The sequence below is a fragment of the Prevotellamassilia timonensis genome, assembly GCF_900106785.1.
In the GTDB taxonomy this organism is placed as follows: Bacteria; Bacteroidota; Bacteroidia; order Bacteroidales; family Bacteroidaceae; genus Alloprevotella; species Alloprevotella timonensis.
Genome location: NZ_LT629841.1, coordinates 248,373 through 265,534 on the forward strand (window position 1 = coordinate 248,373; position 17,162 = coordinate 265,534).

At 50.4% G+C, this 17,162-nt stretch carries 14 protein-coding genes and 1 riboswitch; of the genes, 5 read left to right on the forward strand and 9 right to left on the reverse strand.

Annotated features, from left to right (window positions below; genetic code table 11):
* The first annotated feature begins 128 nt into the window (after positions 1-128).
* Positions 129-506: a hypothetical protein gene (locus BQ5453_RS02770; protein ID WP_143033269.1), complete on the forward strand. Its 378-nt coding sequence runs from the start codon at positions 129-131 to the stop codon at positions 504-506.
* A gap of 82 nt (positions 507-588) precedes the next feature.
* Here BQ5453_RS02770 and BQ5453_RS02775 read toward each other — a convergent pair whose 3' ends face one another.
* The 7 genes from BQ5453_RS02775 to BQ5453_RS02805 all read right to left on the reverse strand — a co-directional run bounded on the left by BQ5453_RS02775 (position 589) and on the right by BQ5453_RS02805 (position 7,634).
* Positions 589-1,632, reverse strand: a complete 1,044-nt coding sequence (locus BQ5453_RS02775) for a transposase (RefSeq protein ID WP_074027632.1) — start codon at positions 1,630-1,632, stop codon at positions 589-591.
* A 34-nt stretch (positions 1,633-1,666) separates the two neighbouring features.
* Complete coding sequence (locus BQ5453_RS02780) at positions 1,667-2,044, reverse strand: ISAon1 family transposase N-terminal region protein (protein ID WP_143033257.1); 378 nt, start codon at positions 2,042-2,044, stop codon at positions 1,667-1,669.
* A 4-nt stretch (positions 2,045-2,048) separates the two neighbouring features.
* Positions 2,049-2,648, reverse strand: coding sequence for a hypothetical protein (locus BQ5453_RS02785; RefSeq protein WP_071122045.1), 600 nt, complete (start codon positions 2,646-2,648; stop codon positions 2,049-2,051).
* A 278-nt stretch (positions 2,649-2,926) separates the two neighbouring features.
* Positions 2,927-4,087, reverse strand: coding sequence for an IS110 family RNA-guided transposase (locus BQ5453_RS02790; RefSeq protein ID WP_071122046.1), 1,161 nt, complete (start codon positions 4,085-4,087; stop codon positions 2,927-2,929).
* A gap of 699 nt (positions 4,088-4,786) precedes the next feature.
* On the reverse strand, positions 4,787-5,065 hold the full coding sequence (locus BQ5453_RS02795) for a putative quinol monooxygenase (protein WP_022103001.1): 279 nt from the start codon (positions 5,063-5,065) through the stop codon (positions 4,787-4,789).
* Positions 5,066-5,086: 21 nt separating this feature from the next.
* Positions 5,087-5,755, reverse strand: coding sequence for a porin family protein (locus BQ5453_RS02800; RefSeq protein WP_071122047.1), 669 nt, complete (start codon positions 5,753-5,755; stop codon positions 5,087-5,089).
* A 34-nt stretch (positions 5,756-5,789) separates the two neighbouring features.
* On the reverse strand, positions 5,790-7,634 hold the full coding sequence (locus BQ5453_RS02805) for an SLC13 family permease (protein WP_071122096.1): 1,845 nt from the start codon (positions 7,632-7,634) through the stop codon (positions 5,790-5,792).
* 167 nt (positions 7,635-7,801) lie between these two features.
* Here BQ5453_RS02805 and BQ5453_RS14425 point away from each other — a divergent pair, with 167 nt between their 5' ends.
* The 3 genes from BQ5453_RS14425 (at position 7,802) to BQ5453_RS02815 (ending at position 12,150) form a co-directional block, all read left to right on the forward strand.
* Positions 7,802-7,939: a hypothetical protein gene (locus BQ5453_RS14425; RefSeq protein ID WP_022102998.1), complete on the forward strand. Its 138-nt coding sequence runs from the start codon at positions 7,802-7,804 to the stop codon at positions 7,937-7,939.
* A gap of 575 nt (positions 7,940-8,514) precedes the next feature.
* A riboswitch (cobalamin riboswitch) is annotated at positions 8,515-8,649 on the forward strand.
* Between the two features lie 29 nt (positions 8,650-8,678).
* Positions 8,679-10,703, forward strand: coding sequence for a TonB-dependent receptor (locus BQ5453_RS02810; protein WP_143033271.1), 2,025 nt, complete (start codon positions 8,679-8,681; stop codon positions 10,701-10,703).
* A 283-nt stretch (positions 10,704-10,986) separates the two neighbouring features.
* Positions 10,987-12,150 (forward strand): YncE family protein, encoded by a 1,164-nt coding sequence (locus BQ5453_RS02815; RefSeq protein ID WP_071122048.1) that lies wholly within the window; start codon positions 10,987-10,989, stop codon positions 12,148-12,150.
* 99 nt (positions 12,151-12,249) lie between these two features.
* On the opposite strand, the gene BQ5453_RS02820 is transcribed toward BQ5453_RS02815, so the two are convergent.
* Positions 12,250-13,056: a Cof-type HAD-IIB family hydrolase gene (locus BQ5453_RS02820; protein ID WP_071122049.1), complete on the reverse strand. Its 807-nt coding sequence runs from the start codon at positions 13,054-13,056 to the stop codon at positions 12,250-12,252.
* Positions 13,057-13,441: 385 nt separating this feature from the next.
* A complete protein-coding gene (locus BQ5453_RS02825) occupies positions 13,442-13,969 on the reverse strand; it encodes an RNA methyltransferase (RefSeq protein ID WP_071122050.1) in 528 nt (175 codons plus the stop codon).
* A 1,277-nt stretch (positions 13,970-15,246) separates the two neighbouring features.
* Here BQ5453_RS02825 and BQ5453_RS02830 point away from each other — a divergent pair.
* Complete coding sequence (locus BQ5453_RS02830) at positions 15,247-17,142, forward strand: hypothetical protein (protein WP_143033272.1); 1,896 nt, start codon at positions 15,247-15,249, stop codon at positions 17,140-17,142.
* The last annotated feature ends 20 nt before the right edge of the window (positions 17,143-17,162 follow it).

A 17,162-nucleotide genomic window follows, 5' to 3' on the forward strand; every position in this document is an offset into this window, starting at 1 on the left:
CTAGTAGGCAGACGGGAAGGGAGCAAATATTTGTGTACAAATTGTACACTTTTTTTGTTGGGTGCAATGCCTTGGTGTTACCTTTGCAGCACTTTAATTTTATATCAAACCAAATTGTATTGACTACCATGAAACGAATGCTTAACAGAATGCTGCGCTATGCCGATGCCATTGTGAAACGTGGCGTGGACAAACTGATAGATGCTATCGCGCATAGCGCGGAACCACAAACTAAAAACACTGTAACGCCACGGCAGAAAAAACGCATGCACAACGACACGGATTGCGCATCGCAAACAACTGGCCACACTACGAATTGCGGGTTGACAGAACAAGCCATCAGTCTTATGGACGAATTGTACGACATTCGATACAATGTGCATGACCGCACGCCCGAAGTGCAACGGCGCGACCAGGCGGACAAAGGGTTTGTGCCCGTGAACAAACTGGTGCGCAACACGATGGTGATTGACTTGCACGACTTGTTTTGTTCATTTATAATTTAATGTATTCTAAAATAATTTTCGTATTTTGGTAATACTTTATTTGGCGCACCCGACAAACCCTGTGGAGTAGGCCGTGCAGATGCTAACCCAAAACTGTTGCTAAACGATACATGAAGAATGGTATGTCTATGACTCCTTTTACTTGTGCACGAAAGCATTTGATCTTTGAGTTCAACGATTCAGCTGAAGCGTTAGTCTTACGTCCGTCAAAGTAGTTCAGGATTTCATCCTCATAGAATCTGATGGTATCGCGTACGGACTTGATTTCACGCAGAGTGCAGGAAGCCACTTTCTCATACCACCCCTTGAAATTCTGTTTGGCAGTCTCCTTTGTGAGTTTCTTGTTTCTGAATATGGCTCTAAGGGAGTTGATCAGATTGTATGCTTCTTCAAGTTTTGGGTAGAGTGCGAAAAGTATCTTCGCACGCTTTTTCTGCGTTGCGCTCCACTTCTCTCGGCTCATGGACAATTGCTTGCGACATCGTGTCTGTGCCTCTACAAGAGTCTCGCCATTTTCAAGCCTTTTGGGTTCAAAGCGAGTGTTCAGCCTCATAGGCTTTCTTCCGCGCTTGCTCTTCTTCCAGTTCTTCCCATGCCTTTTCCTCATTCGCTCGCGGTAAGCCTTTCTCTGCGCTGCCAGATTTTCGAGGTATTTGCGAAACTCTGCCTTCTGTCTGTTCGCCTCCTTTACGGCTTTTCGTTTCAGGCGCAGGCGTATCTCTTCGCAGCCCTCTCCACCGCGTTTTACGACATGGAAGCAGTCACGTATGACTGTGGCTTTAGGGAATGCCTCTCGGGCTATGACACGCATGCAATCTGAGAGATCCATCGTGATATTCTCAACCATTTCACGCTTATCTGCAGGTAGTTGCATGAGAACCTTCAGTACGTCAGCAGGATTCGTTCCCTTGACTACTGCTATGATTGCACCCTTGCGACCATGGGCATCCTTGTTGTGAACGATAGTGTACAGTTCGCCCTGGAGGGAGGTCTCGTCTATGCCTTGCTCCTTACCTACGTTTTGCGGAATAAGAATCCACTTGGATGCGTGATCCTTCTGCTCCCACGTCTCGAAGTTACTCAGGGCGTCCTTGTATCTTTTGGCAAACGTGGAGCTGTTAATCATGTACGTATAACCAATCTGACGAGCGGTTATCGTCTCAGAGTCCATTCGCCCTCTTTAAAAAAAGCGCGAAGTCCTTCGCGTATCGAGTGCCCTTATGCTTCAGTTCAAACTCCTTGTCAAGGTCAACACTTCTTGTTGTGCCATCCGGCATTGTCCAACGCCTTCTTCGTATGTGAAGTACCGCCTTCTTGTCTCGGGCTGGATAGTCAAGTAAACATGATTCTTCCCCAAAACCATTGCTCACGGAATCCTTCATGTCTGGTGTGCGATTGTCGCGCTCATCCAGATAGATGTGAAGCTCTGTTGTGTAAAGAACATCCTTGTCCAGAGTACGCTGTGTTGCAAAGTCTGTCACCTCGAAATATTTAAGAACTCCTTCGGGGAGGAAATATGAGGCGAGGCCCTCATACATATTTTTATTGCCATTCTGATTCATAGTGCAAAGGTACTACTTTTGGGCAATCATGTATCGTTTGGCAACTCAGTTTTTGGGTTAGCATCTGCACAGCCCTCCACAGGGTTTGTCGGGTGCGCCCTTTATTTCCATGGCCATTTATATATTCTAATAATGACATACCATCATTTGATTCATTATCATACGACCATATTAATGCTTCTAAGTTATTTTGAAAGTTACCCGGAAGTCCAGTACATGGTTCTTCTAACCAATCTTCTATTCTATCATGTAATTTTCTATAACCGGCCCAAGAACATTTATTCTTTATATTAATCTTTTTTTCTTTATCTTGTATTGCAACAATATTAAGTTCATCATGACAAAGCAAATCAATTAGACTTATTTCAATATTAAATCTTTTATAAGGATATACATCATTAGCGAGATAAATATGAAAATGGGGACATGGTCTATCACCAACTGCTGGACCATGTAATGCAATACGATATGTGTTTGTGGATACTTTAACCGTTTTATCAATAGTAGCCATCTCAACGATTGGTATTGACGGCTCTATTATATTCAACTTTTCTAGTATGTATTCTAAAATTGATTTCATGTGTCTTAATCCTTATTCTAAAGTTTTCTCTAAAAAAGGATTATGAGTATCCTAAGTAACACACGAAATCCCAATATTCGTTTTCTATACAGCGCAAATATCCAGTCTCTCCAAAATTGAAGAGACGACACGTATGTAAAAAGGTATTTTTCTCTTCTAGCTCGAAGCTATACGTGGGCATCCACAAGTATCCAAGGCTTTGGCTAATTTACAAGGACGGAGTCGAACTACCAGAAACTTAATAGCCTTGCAATGGAAACTTATTGTTACAGCTTGCACTAAGCAAGCTGAGTACAATCTTTAGCAACAGACTTTTGGGGTTCAAAGTCCTTGTATGAAACATTGAATTTCAGAATGTGCCAAATGCACACAAGTATTTTTCTGGCCACAGCTACCACTACTTTCAACTTGAATTTCTTCCTCACTTGTGTGTGAAATGCGTAAAACTTAGAGAAGTAACAATCTTTCGTTCTTGATGCAGCCCATGCGCATTGAACACTGGCAATTCTGATGAATCTGTTCCCGTGAGTAATCTTGTTCGATTTGATTTTCTTGTTACTTTCGTCATTTCTTGGGTTGAAACCGCACCAAGAGACGAGATGTTTGGCACTCGGGAACGCATTTACGTCTGGACCTATCTCGGCAAGGACTGTCAGGGCGGAACGCTCGCTTACACCCGGGATTGTCTGAAGGTTCTTCATCTGTTCCTCAAACTCCCTGTTGCAGATTTCCCGCATTTTTTCAATGCATTTGTTCTTGTTATCCTCCAATAAGGCTGATTCTGCAACATATTGTGCAAGCATGTCTATTTCAGCTTCGGAAACGACACCTGTAAGTGCTGCCAGTATCGTATCCTCGCCATGCTTGTTTATAATGCGTTTGTGTACGAGCATAAGTAGTTCTTGCGGTGAAGTTACACCTTCAGATATACGCTTGACAACATTTTTGTAACTCTTGCAATCTGTATTGGACACATAGTTACTCAAACGAATATTACAGCGCTGCAATATCGCATCAATCTTGGAATACTTTCTTACTAATTCCGCATTCAACTCGAATATTCGTCTGTCGTACAAGCGGAGTTGTTGGATTAAAGGAGGTGGAATAAAGCTTCCACGAATTAGTTCCTTCATGACGCATTCCGCAATCCATTGAGCATCCTTGACATCACTTTTACGCCCAGGAAGTTGCTTAATAAAGTAAGGATTAACCAACTTGAGTTCAAATGAATCAACAAGTACGCGCCAGATGGGAATCCAATACACACTTGTGCTTTCCATTGCGACTTCGCTGACTTCGTTTTCTGCCATAAAATCGCGCATGGAATCGAGTTGTGGAGTCAAAACGCCGTATACGCGTTCTATTTTCTCCCCGTTTTCTCGCAAAATACAGAGATATACACTATCTTTGTGCACATCAAGCCCTGCTACAGTTTTCATAAGCTTTTAATTTAATTAGGCGTTAGAGCCTGTTTTCCCACAAATATACGGGATTTTGGCAACATTTGCCAATATAGGAAACTGAAGCGGGCTTGATTTATGTTTTGCTGCGGTCCCTTTTTTATCTCGTGGGCATGTGATTGGAAATTCTCATCTTAATTTACATTGCTGTCCGATTAAACGCCAAGACGCTACTTTTCCTGTCTTAGACCCTTTATAAATAGTACTTCATGCTCTTTATTTCAAAAAGTAAGCCCCTTTATTTAGCAGCACATGGATGCAGAAGCTATTATTGACAGAAGTTAGCTATCACGTTGTCCATGACAGACTTTAATGCTTTTGCCCTGTAAGGTTGGGTGTTGTTTTAGGGATTTCTATTCGTTGTTATGATTGTTCGGTGAAAAGTAAACATGCGAACGGACTCAAACACCAAACGCAAGCACTAATGGGGGCGACGCGTCTCGCGTCGGGAAAAGATTCAGCTATTATTTAGTATAGCTTGTATCTTTCCTTTTAATTATCCCGACGCGAGACGCGTCGCCCCCATTAGTGCTTGCGTTATTTGCAGCGCGTTTCAGGCAACTTATAATGCAACAAAAACGGTCGCGCTTTTGATGCCAATTTTGAAAAACGCGCTAACGGGGCAGCGTGTCCTTACGGTGTGCTGTGCCCGTTAGCGCGTGTGGCGTGCTATGGTGTTTAGGCAAAGGTGAATTGCTCGAGCTTGAGTGTGCCGAGCTTTTCGAGTTGGCCTACATAGAGTTTGAAGTGGTCGGCGGCCATGTGCTTTTTAAGCGAAGCCTCGTCCTGCCATGTTTCGCAAATCATGAACACGTCGGGGCGGGTAGCGCTCTCGAAGGTGTCGTAAGCAATGTTGCCCTCGTCCTTCAACGAAGCGGCGGTCAAGGCAATAGCGGCCTGCAGGGCCTCGTCATACTTGCCCTCGTTGGCCTGGAAAAAACAGTTTAATCTAAGCATAAGTTTATGAGTTTAGAACGTTTAGAACATATATGCCAGCTGCACCTGGAAGGTGTTGGTCTTGTACTTCAATTCCAAATCCTGGCTCTCACCCTCGTTAACGCCAACGCCGTTAAGAATGGCCTTGCCGGCCTTGCCAAGGGCAAAGTTGTAACCCACGCTGGCCTCGAGGTGCTTGAACAAACGCACACCGGCACCAATGTTCCATGTGGTGTTGAGGTTTTCGCGGCTAAAGTTATTGCCTGTGCCAAGATTATTGAACTTCATGTTTTGCAAGGCAAAGCCAAACTGCGGACCGGTGTAGGCAAACACGCTGGCCGAGCTGCCAAGCCCTATGCTGTAGCGCAGGTTAATGGGTATTTCGATGGTGCGGTATGTCTGGCTCTGCGACACTTTGTCATACACCACGTTACCGTCAATGTAGCCTTCCTGCGTAATGTTGAGCTTGCGCTGTGAGTACTGCAACGAGGCATCTACGCCAAGTCCCATGACCGTGCTGAACACAATTTTAGGACCCACATACCAGCCCGACTTGTTGTCGGAACTGAAGTTATTCTTCATGTCGCCCGAATACTTTACCTTGGTCAGGTCATAACCAGCCACAATACCGTAGCTGAACTTCTGCGCCTTGGCTGTAAGGCCTGCAAAGGCCACGAGCAGTGAAAGGCAGAGTGCTGAAAACTTTTTCATGTTGTAGTTGTTATAATTGTTTATTGTGTTGTAATCAGAATGGGAAGAAGAGCGGAATGACCAGTATGGCCACAATGCCCATTACGATTTGCAGCGGCAATCCCACCTTTACGTAGTCCATAAAGTTGTAATGTCCTGCATTCATCACCATGGCGTTAGGCGGTGTGCATATAGGTGTGGCAAAGCAGGCACTTGCCGCCACGGCAGCCGTCATCATGAATGGTGTGGGCGACACGCCGAGTTGTTCGGCAGCAGCCCAGGCTATGGGTGCCACCAATATGGCCGTGGCCGAATTGCTGATAAAGGTGCTCAGCACCGAAGTTACCACATACACACCCGCCATGGCGGCTATCGGGCCATAGGCATGCAGCCCCTCCACCAGTGTGGTGGCAATCCACTCCGAAATGCCGGTTTTAGAGAGCGCAGTGCTCATGGGCATCATGGCCGCAATGAGCACGATGCTCTCCCAACCTATCATTTTATAGGCCGCGTCCACACTGCGCACACAACGTGTCAGCACCATGAGCAGCCCCGCTATGATAACCACCGCCACGGGTTTCACCCCCAGTTGGTCGGCAAATACCATGCAGCCCACCATCAGTGCCATTATCACAGCGGCCACGGGTGCTTTGTGGTCGAGTGCCACGCTCTCGGCCTCCTCGGCCGGCGAGCCTATCACAATCCACTCGCGGTTCTTTTTAGCCATGCTCTCAATGCCCTTCCACTCGCCATGCACAAGCAGCATGTCGCCATTTTTAACGGGCGCGTCGAGCACATTCTCAAACAAGTAGTTGCCCTGGCGCTTTACAGCCAGCACGTTCACACCAAAGCGCTCCCTGAAGTTGGCTGTGCGCAGTGTGCGGTTTATAAGCGACGAGTCGGGCGATATAAGCACCTCGGCCAGCCCAATTTCGTAAAAGTCGAGCTTGGCCTTGCCCTCGCGTTCCTCGTCCTCAAACACCGACAGGTTGTGGTCGGCGGCAAAAGCCTCCACCTGTTCGCGATGCCCCAGCACATAAAAGGTGTCGTCGGCCTGCAGCACGGTGTTGGCCGTCACCGCCTCCTGAATGCTTGAGCTGAATATGGTGTGGTTGGCACGCCGCACCTCGAGTATGGTGATGCCGTACTGGTGGCGTATGTCGAGCTCGCCCACGGTCATGCCCTCAAGGTGCATGCTGCCGCTTTGAGCCTTGAGTCTGAACACGAGGTCGGCAATGTGATACTCGTGCAGCAGGTCGGCCAGCGAGTTGTCGGTGCGGCTGTCGGCTCCCTCACGCGCCTTTTTGCCAAGCATAAAGCGGCAAAGGGGGTAGAGCAGGGCAAAGCCCACCGCACAGCAAATGATGCCGATTGGCAGAAAGTCGAAGAAGGCAAAGCCCTCGCGTCCGTTGTCGCGCAAATAGCCGTCGACAATAAGGTTGGGCGGTGTGCCTATCAGGGTGAGTATGCCACCCATCGAGCTGGCAAAGGCCAGCGGCATCATGAGTTTGGTCGGACTGGTGCCGGCGCTTTTGGCCATGGCCAGAATGATGGGCAGCAGCAGGGCCACCGTGCCGGTGTTGCTCACAAAGGCCGCCACCACGCTGGTCACTATCATTACAAGGAAGAAGAGCTTCACCTCGCTCGTGCCGGCAAGTTTGAGCAGGCGTCCCGATATGGTGCGCGCCAAACCCGTTTGAAACACGGCGCCGCCCACCACAAACAGGCCAATCATCATGACCACGGCAGAGTTTGAAAAGCCCGCCAGGGCCTCGCCGGGGGTGAGCACATTGGTTACAAGCAGCAGGGCGAGCGAACTGAGCGCCACAATGTCCGACCTCACCTTGTCGGCTATAAAGGCCACAATGGTAAGGGCAAACACTGCTATTACGATGGCCACCTGGCCCGAAGGTGAGGCAAACCATGTGCCTACAGTTTGTAAGGTTTCCATGGATATAAGATTACTGTGAGTTAAGGTTGTGTGTAAATTACTACGGACAAAAGTAGGCTATACTTTCAACATAACCAAATAAATGTTTTATTTTTGCCGCCAAAACGCTTATATATATGGTACTGCAACGTAAAAAGAACTCGCACAACCCTTTTGCCTTTAAGGCGGGTAGCAAAAAGAAGTCCACGGGCAAACGCGTGGGCAAGTCGAAACGCGAAAAAGCTAATAACCAACTCAACCGCAGAGTGAAGTAACGTGGTAATGGGCTGACGCCGTAGCGTTGATTGGCAGCCGCTAACGCGGGAAACAGAAGAACAAAAGAACATAAGGACATAAGGCCGCTGCGCGGCTGACAGCCACGGACTGACGTCTGCGTGGCTCAAGAACATAAGGGCTAACGCCGTAGCGTACCAAGTACTACTCAAGTAGTTAACGCTACGGCGTCAGCCCTTATGTCTCTTAAAGTTTGGAACGCAGTTCCCAGACTTCCAAATTATGTCTCTTATGTAGCTTATGTTCTTATGTTCCCGCGGTAAGCGCTACAAAAGTCTCCACCTCGGCGTCAGCCCTTATGTTCTTGAGCCACGCAGACGTCAGTCCGTGGCTGTCAGCCGCACAGCGGCCTTATGTTCTTCTGTCCTTATGTTCTTCTGTTTCCCGCGTTAGCGGCTAACACACTCCACAACTTATGTTCTTCTGTCCTTATGTTCTTCTGTTTTCCGCGTTAGCGGCTGCCAAGCAACGCTACGACGTCAGCACATTACCACATCAACACACCAGCGCATTGACTTATTTTTATTACTTTTGCACACAATAAGTCCGACGGATTAGGGAAACGGGTGTGAATCCCGTGCAGTCCCGCTGCTGTATGCCCTTTGTTCCGACGCTCCAATGTGGCCACTGCTTTGTGTCGACACGACCAAAGTGGGAAGGCGGAGTTGCCGGGGGATAAGCCAGAATACCTGCCGCCGGCCCTGGCAAGCATACTTGCCGGTGACGTATGACCAAGCTCCCGAGGAGGGGCTGGCTACAACACATCACCCAACACACTACACACATCAAGCATTGATAGCCCTTATTGTATCCGCATGTATCACCCTGGCGGAGCCTGACACGCTGCGCACTGCCGAAGTCACCGCCCAACGGCGCGTGGCCGGACTGGCCACTGCCGTTACCGTGCAACGCATCGACTCGGCAGACATCATGCGACGTGGCATCACAAGCACCGCCGACGCGCTGCGTCGCATGGCGGGCGTCAACCTGCGCGACTACGGCGGGGCCGGCGGACTTAAAACGGTGAGCGTGCGCGGACTGGGAGCCGGACACACGGCCGTGAGCTACGACGGACTGGCCGTGACCGACACGCGACAGGGGCAAATTGACATGGGACAGTTCTGCATTGACAATCTGGCGGACATTGAACTGCAAACGCTCGACAACGCACAACTGCTCGTGCCTGTACGCAACATGGCCTCTGCCGTGGTGAACATGCACACTCCCTGGAGCCTCAACCCCGACCACCGATGGCACGCCACAACCACACTGCAACATGCCTCGTTCAACACCTGGGCACCCGCCCTCACGCTCAACAAGGCATGGCGCAGCGGCACTGCCATGAATGTGAGCAGCAACTACTTCTTTGCCGACAACAACTATCCCTTTACGCTGAAAAACGGACTCACCACCTCACACCTCACTCGTAACAACAGCCGCATGCAGCGCGTCACCACCGAGGCCAATGTGAGGCAAACACTCAGCCACGGGGGCATGGTCACCGCCAAAGCTTACTTTTACCACAACTACCGCCACCTGCCCGGCATGGTGCACTACTATGTGAACAATGGCACGGAGCGCCTGCTCGAGCAAACGGCTTTTGGCCAGGCACACTGGCAGCAGCAGTGGCAACGGCTGAGTGTGTTTGCGGCAGCTAAATACAACTGGCAAACAAGCCAGTACACCGACATAGGGGGGCAATATCCCGGCGGCGCACTGCACCAAAACTATTGGCAGCGCGAGGCATACGCCACAGCCGGGGCGGCACTGCACCTCACGGCATGGCTGCAAGCAGCCTACACCACCGACTATTCACACGCCTCACAGAACAACAACCTGCCCACCGACCGTGCCGTGAGCCGCGACACCTGGCTGCAGGCCCTCGCGCTGCAACTGCACACCGCGCGCTGGCAACTGATGGCACGCGGCATACTGCACTGCTACTGGAACCACATGCGCCACGGCACGGCTGCGGCCAACGCACAACGCCTCACCCCAAGCCTTACAGCCTCGTATTTGGCAGTGCGCGCACCGCTATGGCTCTACCTCAGGGCGGGCTACAAGGAGAGTTTCCGCATGCCCACCTTCACCGAGAACTATTACTACCACCTGGGCTCCGCCACCCTCAAGCCCGAACTCACGCGCCAACTCTCGGCAGGGCTCACCATGCAGGCCGCTCCCAGCCGCAAGTGGTGGCCACTGGTGGCCCTTACGGCCGATGGCTACTACAACCGCGTGGCCGACCGCATTGTGTCGGTGCCCTACAACCTGTTTGTGTGGCGCACGGTCAACATGGGCGATGTGCGCACCGCCGGACTCGACGTCACGCTGCAGAGCACATGGCAACCTGTGCCACGCCACACCTTGCTGCTGGCTGCCAACTACACCCTTCAGCACAGCACCGACCACACGTCGGACAAACTCTCCACCTGGCACAAACAACTGGCTTACACCCCGGTGCACAGCGGGGCGGCCTCGCTCACCTGGCAGAATCCGTGGGTGGCTGTGGTGGGCAGTGTGTCGTACGCTTCACTACGCTGGTGTAACAATGAGCATATAGCCAACACCAATTTGCCGGCCTACGCAGAGTGGGGATTTGCCATCTACCGCACACTGCAACTGCGTCATTCACAACTCACTTTGCGTGCCGACTTGGTAAATGCCTTTGACAAACGCTATGAGGTAATCGGGCGCTACCCCATGCCCGGACGCTCCTACAGACTCAGCATCAAATACCAATTATAAGGTGAAGAGTTAACAAGTTGACAAGTTGAAGAGTTGACAAGTTGAAGAGTTAACAAGTTGACAGGTTAACAGGTTAACAGGTTGACAGGTTAACAGGTTGACAGGTTAACAGGTTGACAGGTTAACAGGTTGACAAGTAAGTATGTTCAACACTACTTACTGAATGGTAAGGAGCTTAATATATTTGGCATACTTACCTGCAAACCCGACAACTTGTTTACTAAATTCTACAACGCATATATCAACAATACAATAATAACACAACTATTATATTAAATCAATTATGCTTAAACAACTCAAGTTTGCAGCCATTGCGCTGCTCGTAGCGGTAGGTTTCACCGCTTGTTCTGAAGATGACCCCGCACCCGTTATTCCTCCAGCTCCAATTACCCCCACTGATTCCGTTGCCCCTGCTGATTCCATTATCAACCCCATGCGCGGTGAGGCCGGCATGTACGTTATCAACCAAGGCAACTCTTATGGCAACGTGGCCGGTGCACTCGACTTCATTGCACAAAACGGCACCAAAACCGACAGCGTGTTCTTCAAGGCTAACGGCAAGTTGATTGGCGACGCACCGCAAAAGCCCATCATCTACGGATCAAAGATGTATGTGCCCGTATATGCTTCGAACCTCGTATGGGTGCTCGACGCCAACACTGCCACTGTAATAGCCAGCGTACAAACCAACCAACCCGAAGCAGTATGCGCCAGCAACGGCCATGTGTACATCAGCAACAACGACGGCTTTGTCACCCGCATCGACACCACAAGCTACACCAAGTCAGCCCCGCTGGCTGTAGGCCCCAACCCTTATGGCATAGCTGCCGCCAATGGCAAGGTGTACGTGGCTTGTAGCGATGCCAACAATTATGGCGCAGGTTATGCCAACTCGGCCATTGCCGTAATTGACGAGGCTACCTTCAGCAAGGTGAAGTCCATCACCAACGAGGGCATTACCGACCCTTGGGAGATGGCTGCCGACAACTCGGGCAATGTGTACGTTACCACGCCCTACACCGCCAACAAGGTGTGGAAGATTGATGCCAACGACAATGTGTCGGCACTGTGCGACGGTACTTATATTGCCACCAACACTCAAAACCGCACATCGCGCGCTACGGGCAAGCAGGACTTGCTCTATGTTATCCATGCCGTGACCGACTGGAGCACTTACACCACCACCATCAGCAGCAGTGTGTACAATGCAGCCACTGGCGCACAGTTGAGCAACAATTTCCTGCAAACTCCCGCCAACACCACCGAGTACACCTTTGCCCCCATCTGTATGGACGTGAACCCGGCCAACGGCGACATTTATGTTTGCTCTGACAACGGCTCTAATGGTTATGCCAAGCCCGGCTACATCAACGTATACACCAGCAATGGTGCATTCAGCAAGCGCATTGCCACAGGCATTCACCCCTATGGCGTGATATTTAAGTAAGCAACGCTCGCGCTGCGAGCAAATGTGCAGATACAAAGATGTGCAGATGATGTAATTGTATATCATCTGCACATCTTTATATCTGCACATTTGTGTACATCAGCAAGCAGCGCCCGCCTGGCTCTCCAAATAATGCGCTATTCCGTCTTCATCATTCGAGAGCGTTACAAAGTCAGCTTCGGCGCGCACCTCGGGGGCAGCGTTAGCCATAGCCACCCCGATGCCGGCCAGTCGCAACATTGAAAGGTCGTTATAGCCATCGCCAAAAGCTATCATGTCGGCCGGCTGCTGACCAATGAGGCTCAGCAAGCGCATGAGCGACTGCGCCTTGTCAATGCCCTTGGGCACCAGTTCGAGAAAGAAAGGAGCCGAGCGGAACACCTCCATGTCATTCCCCACCACATCAGCCAGTTCAACCTCGGCACGCACCATGTCGTCGGGGGGTCCCGTCATGAGCAGTTTGGTAGGTTGCGGCTCAATGGCCTCGAGCAAGTTATCCACACCCCGTATAGCCATATTGTTAATACGGCTCTCCTCGTGCACATATTCATCGTCAGGTATTTCCGTCACAATGTCGTGTCCCACATATCCCAGCAAGGCATAGTGGTGTTGGCGCGCATACTGGTGCAGCACCGGAATGACCTGTGCCGGCAGGTGTTTGGCATAGATAAGCTCTTTACTTTTCCAGTCCACAATTTGTCCGCCGTTGTACGACAGGATATAGCCGCCGCGTTTTTCCATTTCGAGGCATTCGGCCACCGGCGCAATGCCATAAGTGGGGCGTCCCGAAGCCAGCACCAGCACAGCCCCATTGGCCTCAGCATCGAGCAGTGCCTGGCGTGTGCGCGGTGTTACTTTCTTTTCGCTATTAGTAAGCGTACCATCAAGGTCTAAACTGATTATCATGAAATAGGTGTTGAATTATTGTAGAAATTGGCATCAAAAGCGAGGCCGTTTCTTGGAACATTTTAAGTTGCTTAAAAACGCGCTGCCAAAAATTGCAAACACTAATGGGGGCGACGCGTGGTAGCGTTGGGTGCTTGAGTTTATCACAGAATGGCATCATTAGGCAGCACAAATCGCAAGCACTAATGGGGGCGACGCGTCTCGCGTCGGGAAAATATGCAGATTTATTTAATAGAGTTCGTAATTTCCTCCTTTCTCTACCCCGACGCGAGACGCGTCGCCCCCATTAGAGGTAGCGTTGGGTGGTAGCGTTTGGTGCTTGAGTCCGTTCACATGCTTACGTTTTACCGGACTGCAATAATTGAGAAATTACCACATTGCCACATTAACGATATGCGCTCGTCGCCTCCCACATCACAATGCCAGCCGTCACGCTCACATTCATGCTGTGCTTTGTGCCATACTGCGGAATTTCGAGAGCCTGGTCACAAGCGTCCACCACGTCCTGCCGTACCCCCTTCACCTCATTACCCATCACCAGGGCATAGCGTTTTGAAGGGTCGAACTTGAAGGCACCCAGTTTAAGGCTGCCCTCCACCTGCTCCACCGCCAGCACCACGTAGCCCGCCGCCTTGAGTTCGCTTACAGCCTGCAGCGTGTCGTTGTAGTAGCGCCATGTCACAGAGTCCTCGGCCCCGAGAGCCGTTTTGTGCATCTCGGCCGAAGGCGGTGTGGCCGTAATGCCACACATATACACCGCCTCAATGCGCATGGCATCGGCCGTGCGCAACACACTGCCCACATTGTGCACCGAGCGTATGTTGTCGAGCACCATCACAAGCGGCACCTTGGGGGCCTGCTTAAAAGTGTCAACGTCTATGCGGTTAAGATCCTCAACAGTAAGTTTTCGCATTGCTTGTATATTATTGAAGTTTCCGATTTAGGTTCGCACGGTCTGAATCATCGTGCAAGGCGAATGCAATCAAGTTTGCTTGAATTGCTGAGCCGCAGCCGATGATGTCAATAAAACGCGCTGCGAACAAACGCAAGCACTAATGGGGGCGACGCGTCCCGCGTCGGGATAGAGAAAGGAGGTAAATACGAACGCTACTAAATAATAGCTGCATATTTTCCCGACGCGAGACGCGTCGCCCCCATTAGTGCTTGCGTTCGTTGCTTGGGGCCTTTCAGTCCGTACCCGTCTTGCCTGCAAAGTTACGAAAACCCCGTGGATAACCCCGTGCATAAACTGTGGAAAAGCTGTGGAGAGGGGTGGGGATAACCTATGCCCCCGCATGGCCGTATGGCCCAATATGGTTATCCACGAGTTCACAACGTTTTACGCAGTATTTCACCACCATAGTCCACAGTTTTCGGCCACTTTCCACAAACTTTTTTTGTACACCTAAAAGTTTTCAACAGGGTGTGAAATAGTCACACCACATGCCGCCAACCCACCTTTATAAATAGGCATTTTGCCCCAACCACAGGCTGTGGATAAAAATGTGAGTAACCCCGTGCAAAACGGGGATAACTTACTGACCAAATTTTGGGCTAAAAAACTATGCACACTTTCCACAGCCATATATACCCAACATAGGTATCTTTAATTTTAATCTATAGAATAAAAAAGAAAATAGAATAGTGAGTATATGAGGGAATGAGCCGGTGTGTGGAAAAACCGTTCGCCCCCTTGTTGGCAATGTGGTCGTACCAGGGTGTTTCGCCCCGTGCCCCACCGCGCGGTTACGGCATGGGGCGAGCGGGTTTTCTGTTACGGGAGGGCGGTATTTCTGTCGGAGCAAACCGAATGCCGCTCCCCCGTAACAGAAAACACGCTCCCCCGTAACCGGAAATCGGCACAGCCAGTGCCGTGACGCGGCAGAGCGGCAGAGGCCATTGGGCAACGGTTGACAGGTAGTGGCACATGGCGTGAATGAACATCGCTCTACTTCCATATTTTACCACCTATGCCGTGTTTTCGACCACTTATGCACACCAACTAAATTATTTTTAAGAAAAAGCAGATTAAGACGTGCTAATAACAATAAATATTCATACCTTTGTGGCATAAGGCAAACACTTATTTACATCTAAAGGCATACGCTTGCCAGTATGATACGAGTTAGTTTGCGGAACTTATAGCGACAATTAAACACATTACTTAAACCTATAACCCCTCTACAGATTATGGCAAACCCACTATTCAAGCACCTATTGGTAACGGGAATGCTCTGTGCCGGAACAACCCTGTTGTTCACTGGTTGCATTGACGATTCCTACGATCTCGATAAAGTAGACCTTACCATGAAACTCAACACCGACGGACTCGGTGTGAAACTTGGCAATACCGACCTCATTGCACTGGCCGACATACTTGACGAAGACGAAACAGTGAAAACCGAGGCTAACGGACTTTACTACCTGGTGAAGGACGGCACCTCAAACTTCAACGTCAAGGTGGACAACATGACCACCAGTTTTAACGACACCAAGCTCGACATGAATACGCCTGTACTTCAATACAACGATGTATTCGAGCAGCTGAGAGATAAAGGCATACCCGTAACACATGGCAGCACACTGCCCATACCGGCCGGCTTTGAGATGCACGGCAGCGCCGAGGGTGACCAGGAGGTTGACTTCAAAATTACGGATGTGAGCGACGTGAAGCAGGTTAAGACCATCGACCTGCAACGCTCAAAGGTGGCCTTGACACTGACCGAGGCCAATCAACCCGCCTCACTCAACCTGGGTGTGACACACCTTAAAAATGTCCGCCTCTATCTGCCCAAATTCCTCGGTGTGACCGATGTGGCTCCGGGCTGGGAACTGAAAGAAGGCAATGTGCTTGTGTACACTCTTAACGGCGGCACATACAACTACAACCGCAACAATCCTGAAATTTGCTCTGTCTACCTCAACAAGGTGGCGCTCGACCAAACCACACATAAAGGCAAGGTGGAGAATGGCGGCATAGAACTGACCCCCAACGAACTCAAGGTGAGAATGACTGCCGAGCAAGTGTACTTTAAAAACCGTGCCGGACGCGAGCTCAGCATGAACGAGGGCGACCAGGCTTCGGTGCGCCTCGACATAAAGGTGCCCAACAATGTGCTCAACATCAGCCAGGTGACGGGTATATTCAATCCGGCCATCAATCCCGACAACGAGCGCATCGACGTGAGCAGCGACCTGCCCGATTTCCTGCAGGACAAGGACGTGCGCATTGTGGCCACCAACCCCACCATACGTTTCCATGCCAACATGAGCACACTGCCCGTGGGCATTGACATGAGAGGTACGCTCACGGCAGTGAAGGAGAATGGCGCCTTTGAAAACGGTGCCACCACCAAGGTAGTAAAGCTTGACAAGAGCGTGATGAACATGGGATGCGACAACTATGTGTACTACTATCAGGGCAATGCCCCCTACGACCCCGAAGGGGCCAAGGCCGGTGCTGCCACGGTGAAGAACACGGCTAACATTGGCGACCTCATTACCGAACTGCCCGATTACCTGGAGGTAAATCTTAAGAACAATCAAATCAACGTAAAGGAGGAGTACTACACCGTGCAGCTTGGCCGCGACTATCATGTTGATGCCGACTACAGCGTGTTTGTGCCATTTGAGTTTGACCGCGGCTTGAAGGTGGTGTACAACGACTCTACCGAGAGCATGCACAGCGACCTCAAGGACCTCAGCGCCACTGGTACACTCGAGGTGATGGCCGATGCTTACAACACCATTCCGCTCGAGCTGCTCGTGGGCTTGAAGGCTGTAGATGTGGACGGCAATGAGGTGCCTGTTGAGTTCAACACCGCCGAGGCCCATGTGGCTCCGGGCGACGGCAGCACCTACACCATGAACGGCGAGGTGAAGCAGCGCAGTGGCTCAGAGGTGATGACACCTATTAAGATTACTGCCAAACTTGATGACAAGGACTTGCTCAGCCGCATCGACAAGCTGTGCTTCAACATACATGCCGACGCTACTGGCAGCAACAAGTTGGTGTCTACCCAGTACCTCAAGCTTAACAATATCAAGATCAAGCTCCATGCGGGTGTGATTGCCGATTTCAACTAAATCCCTTTCATAGTCTAATA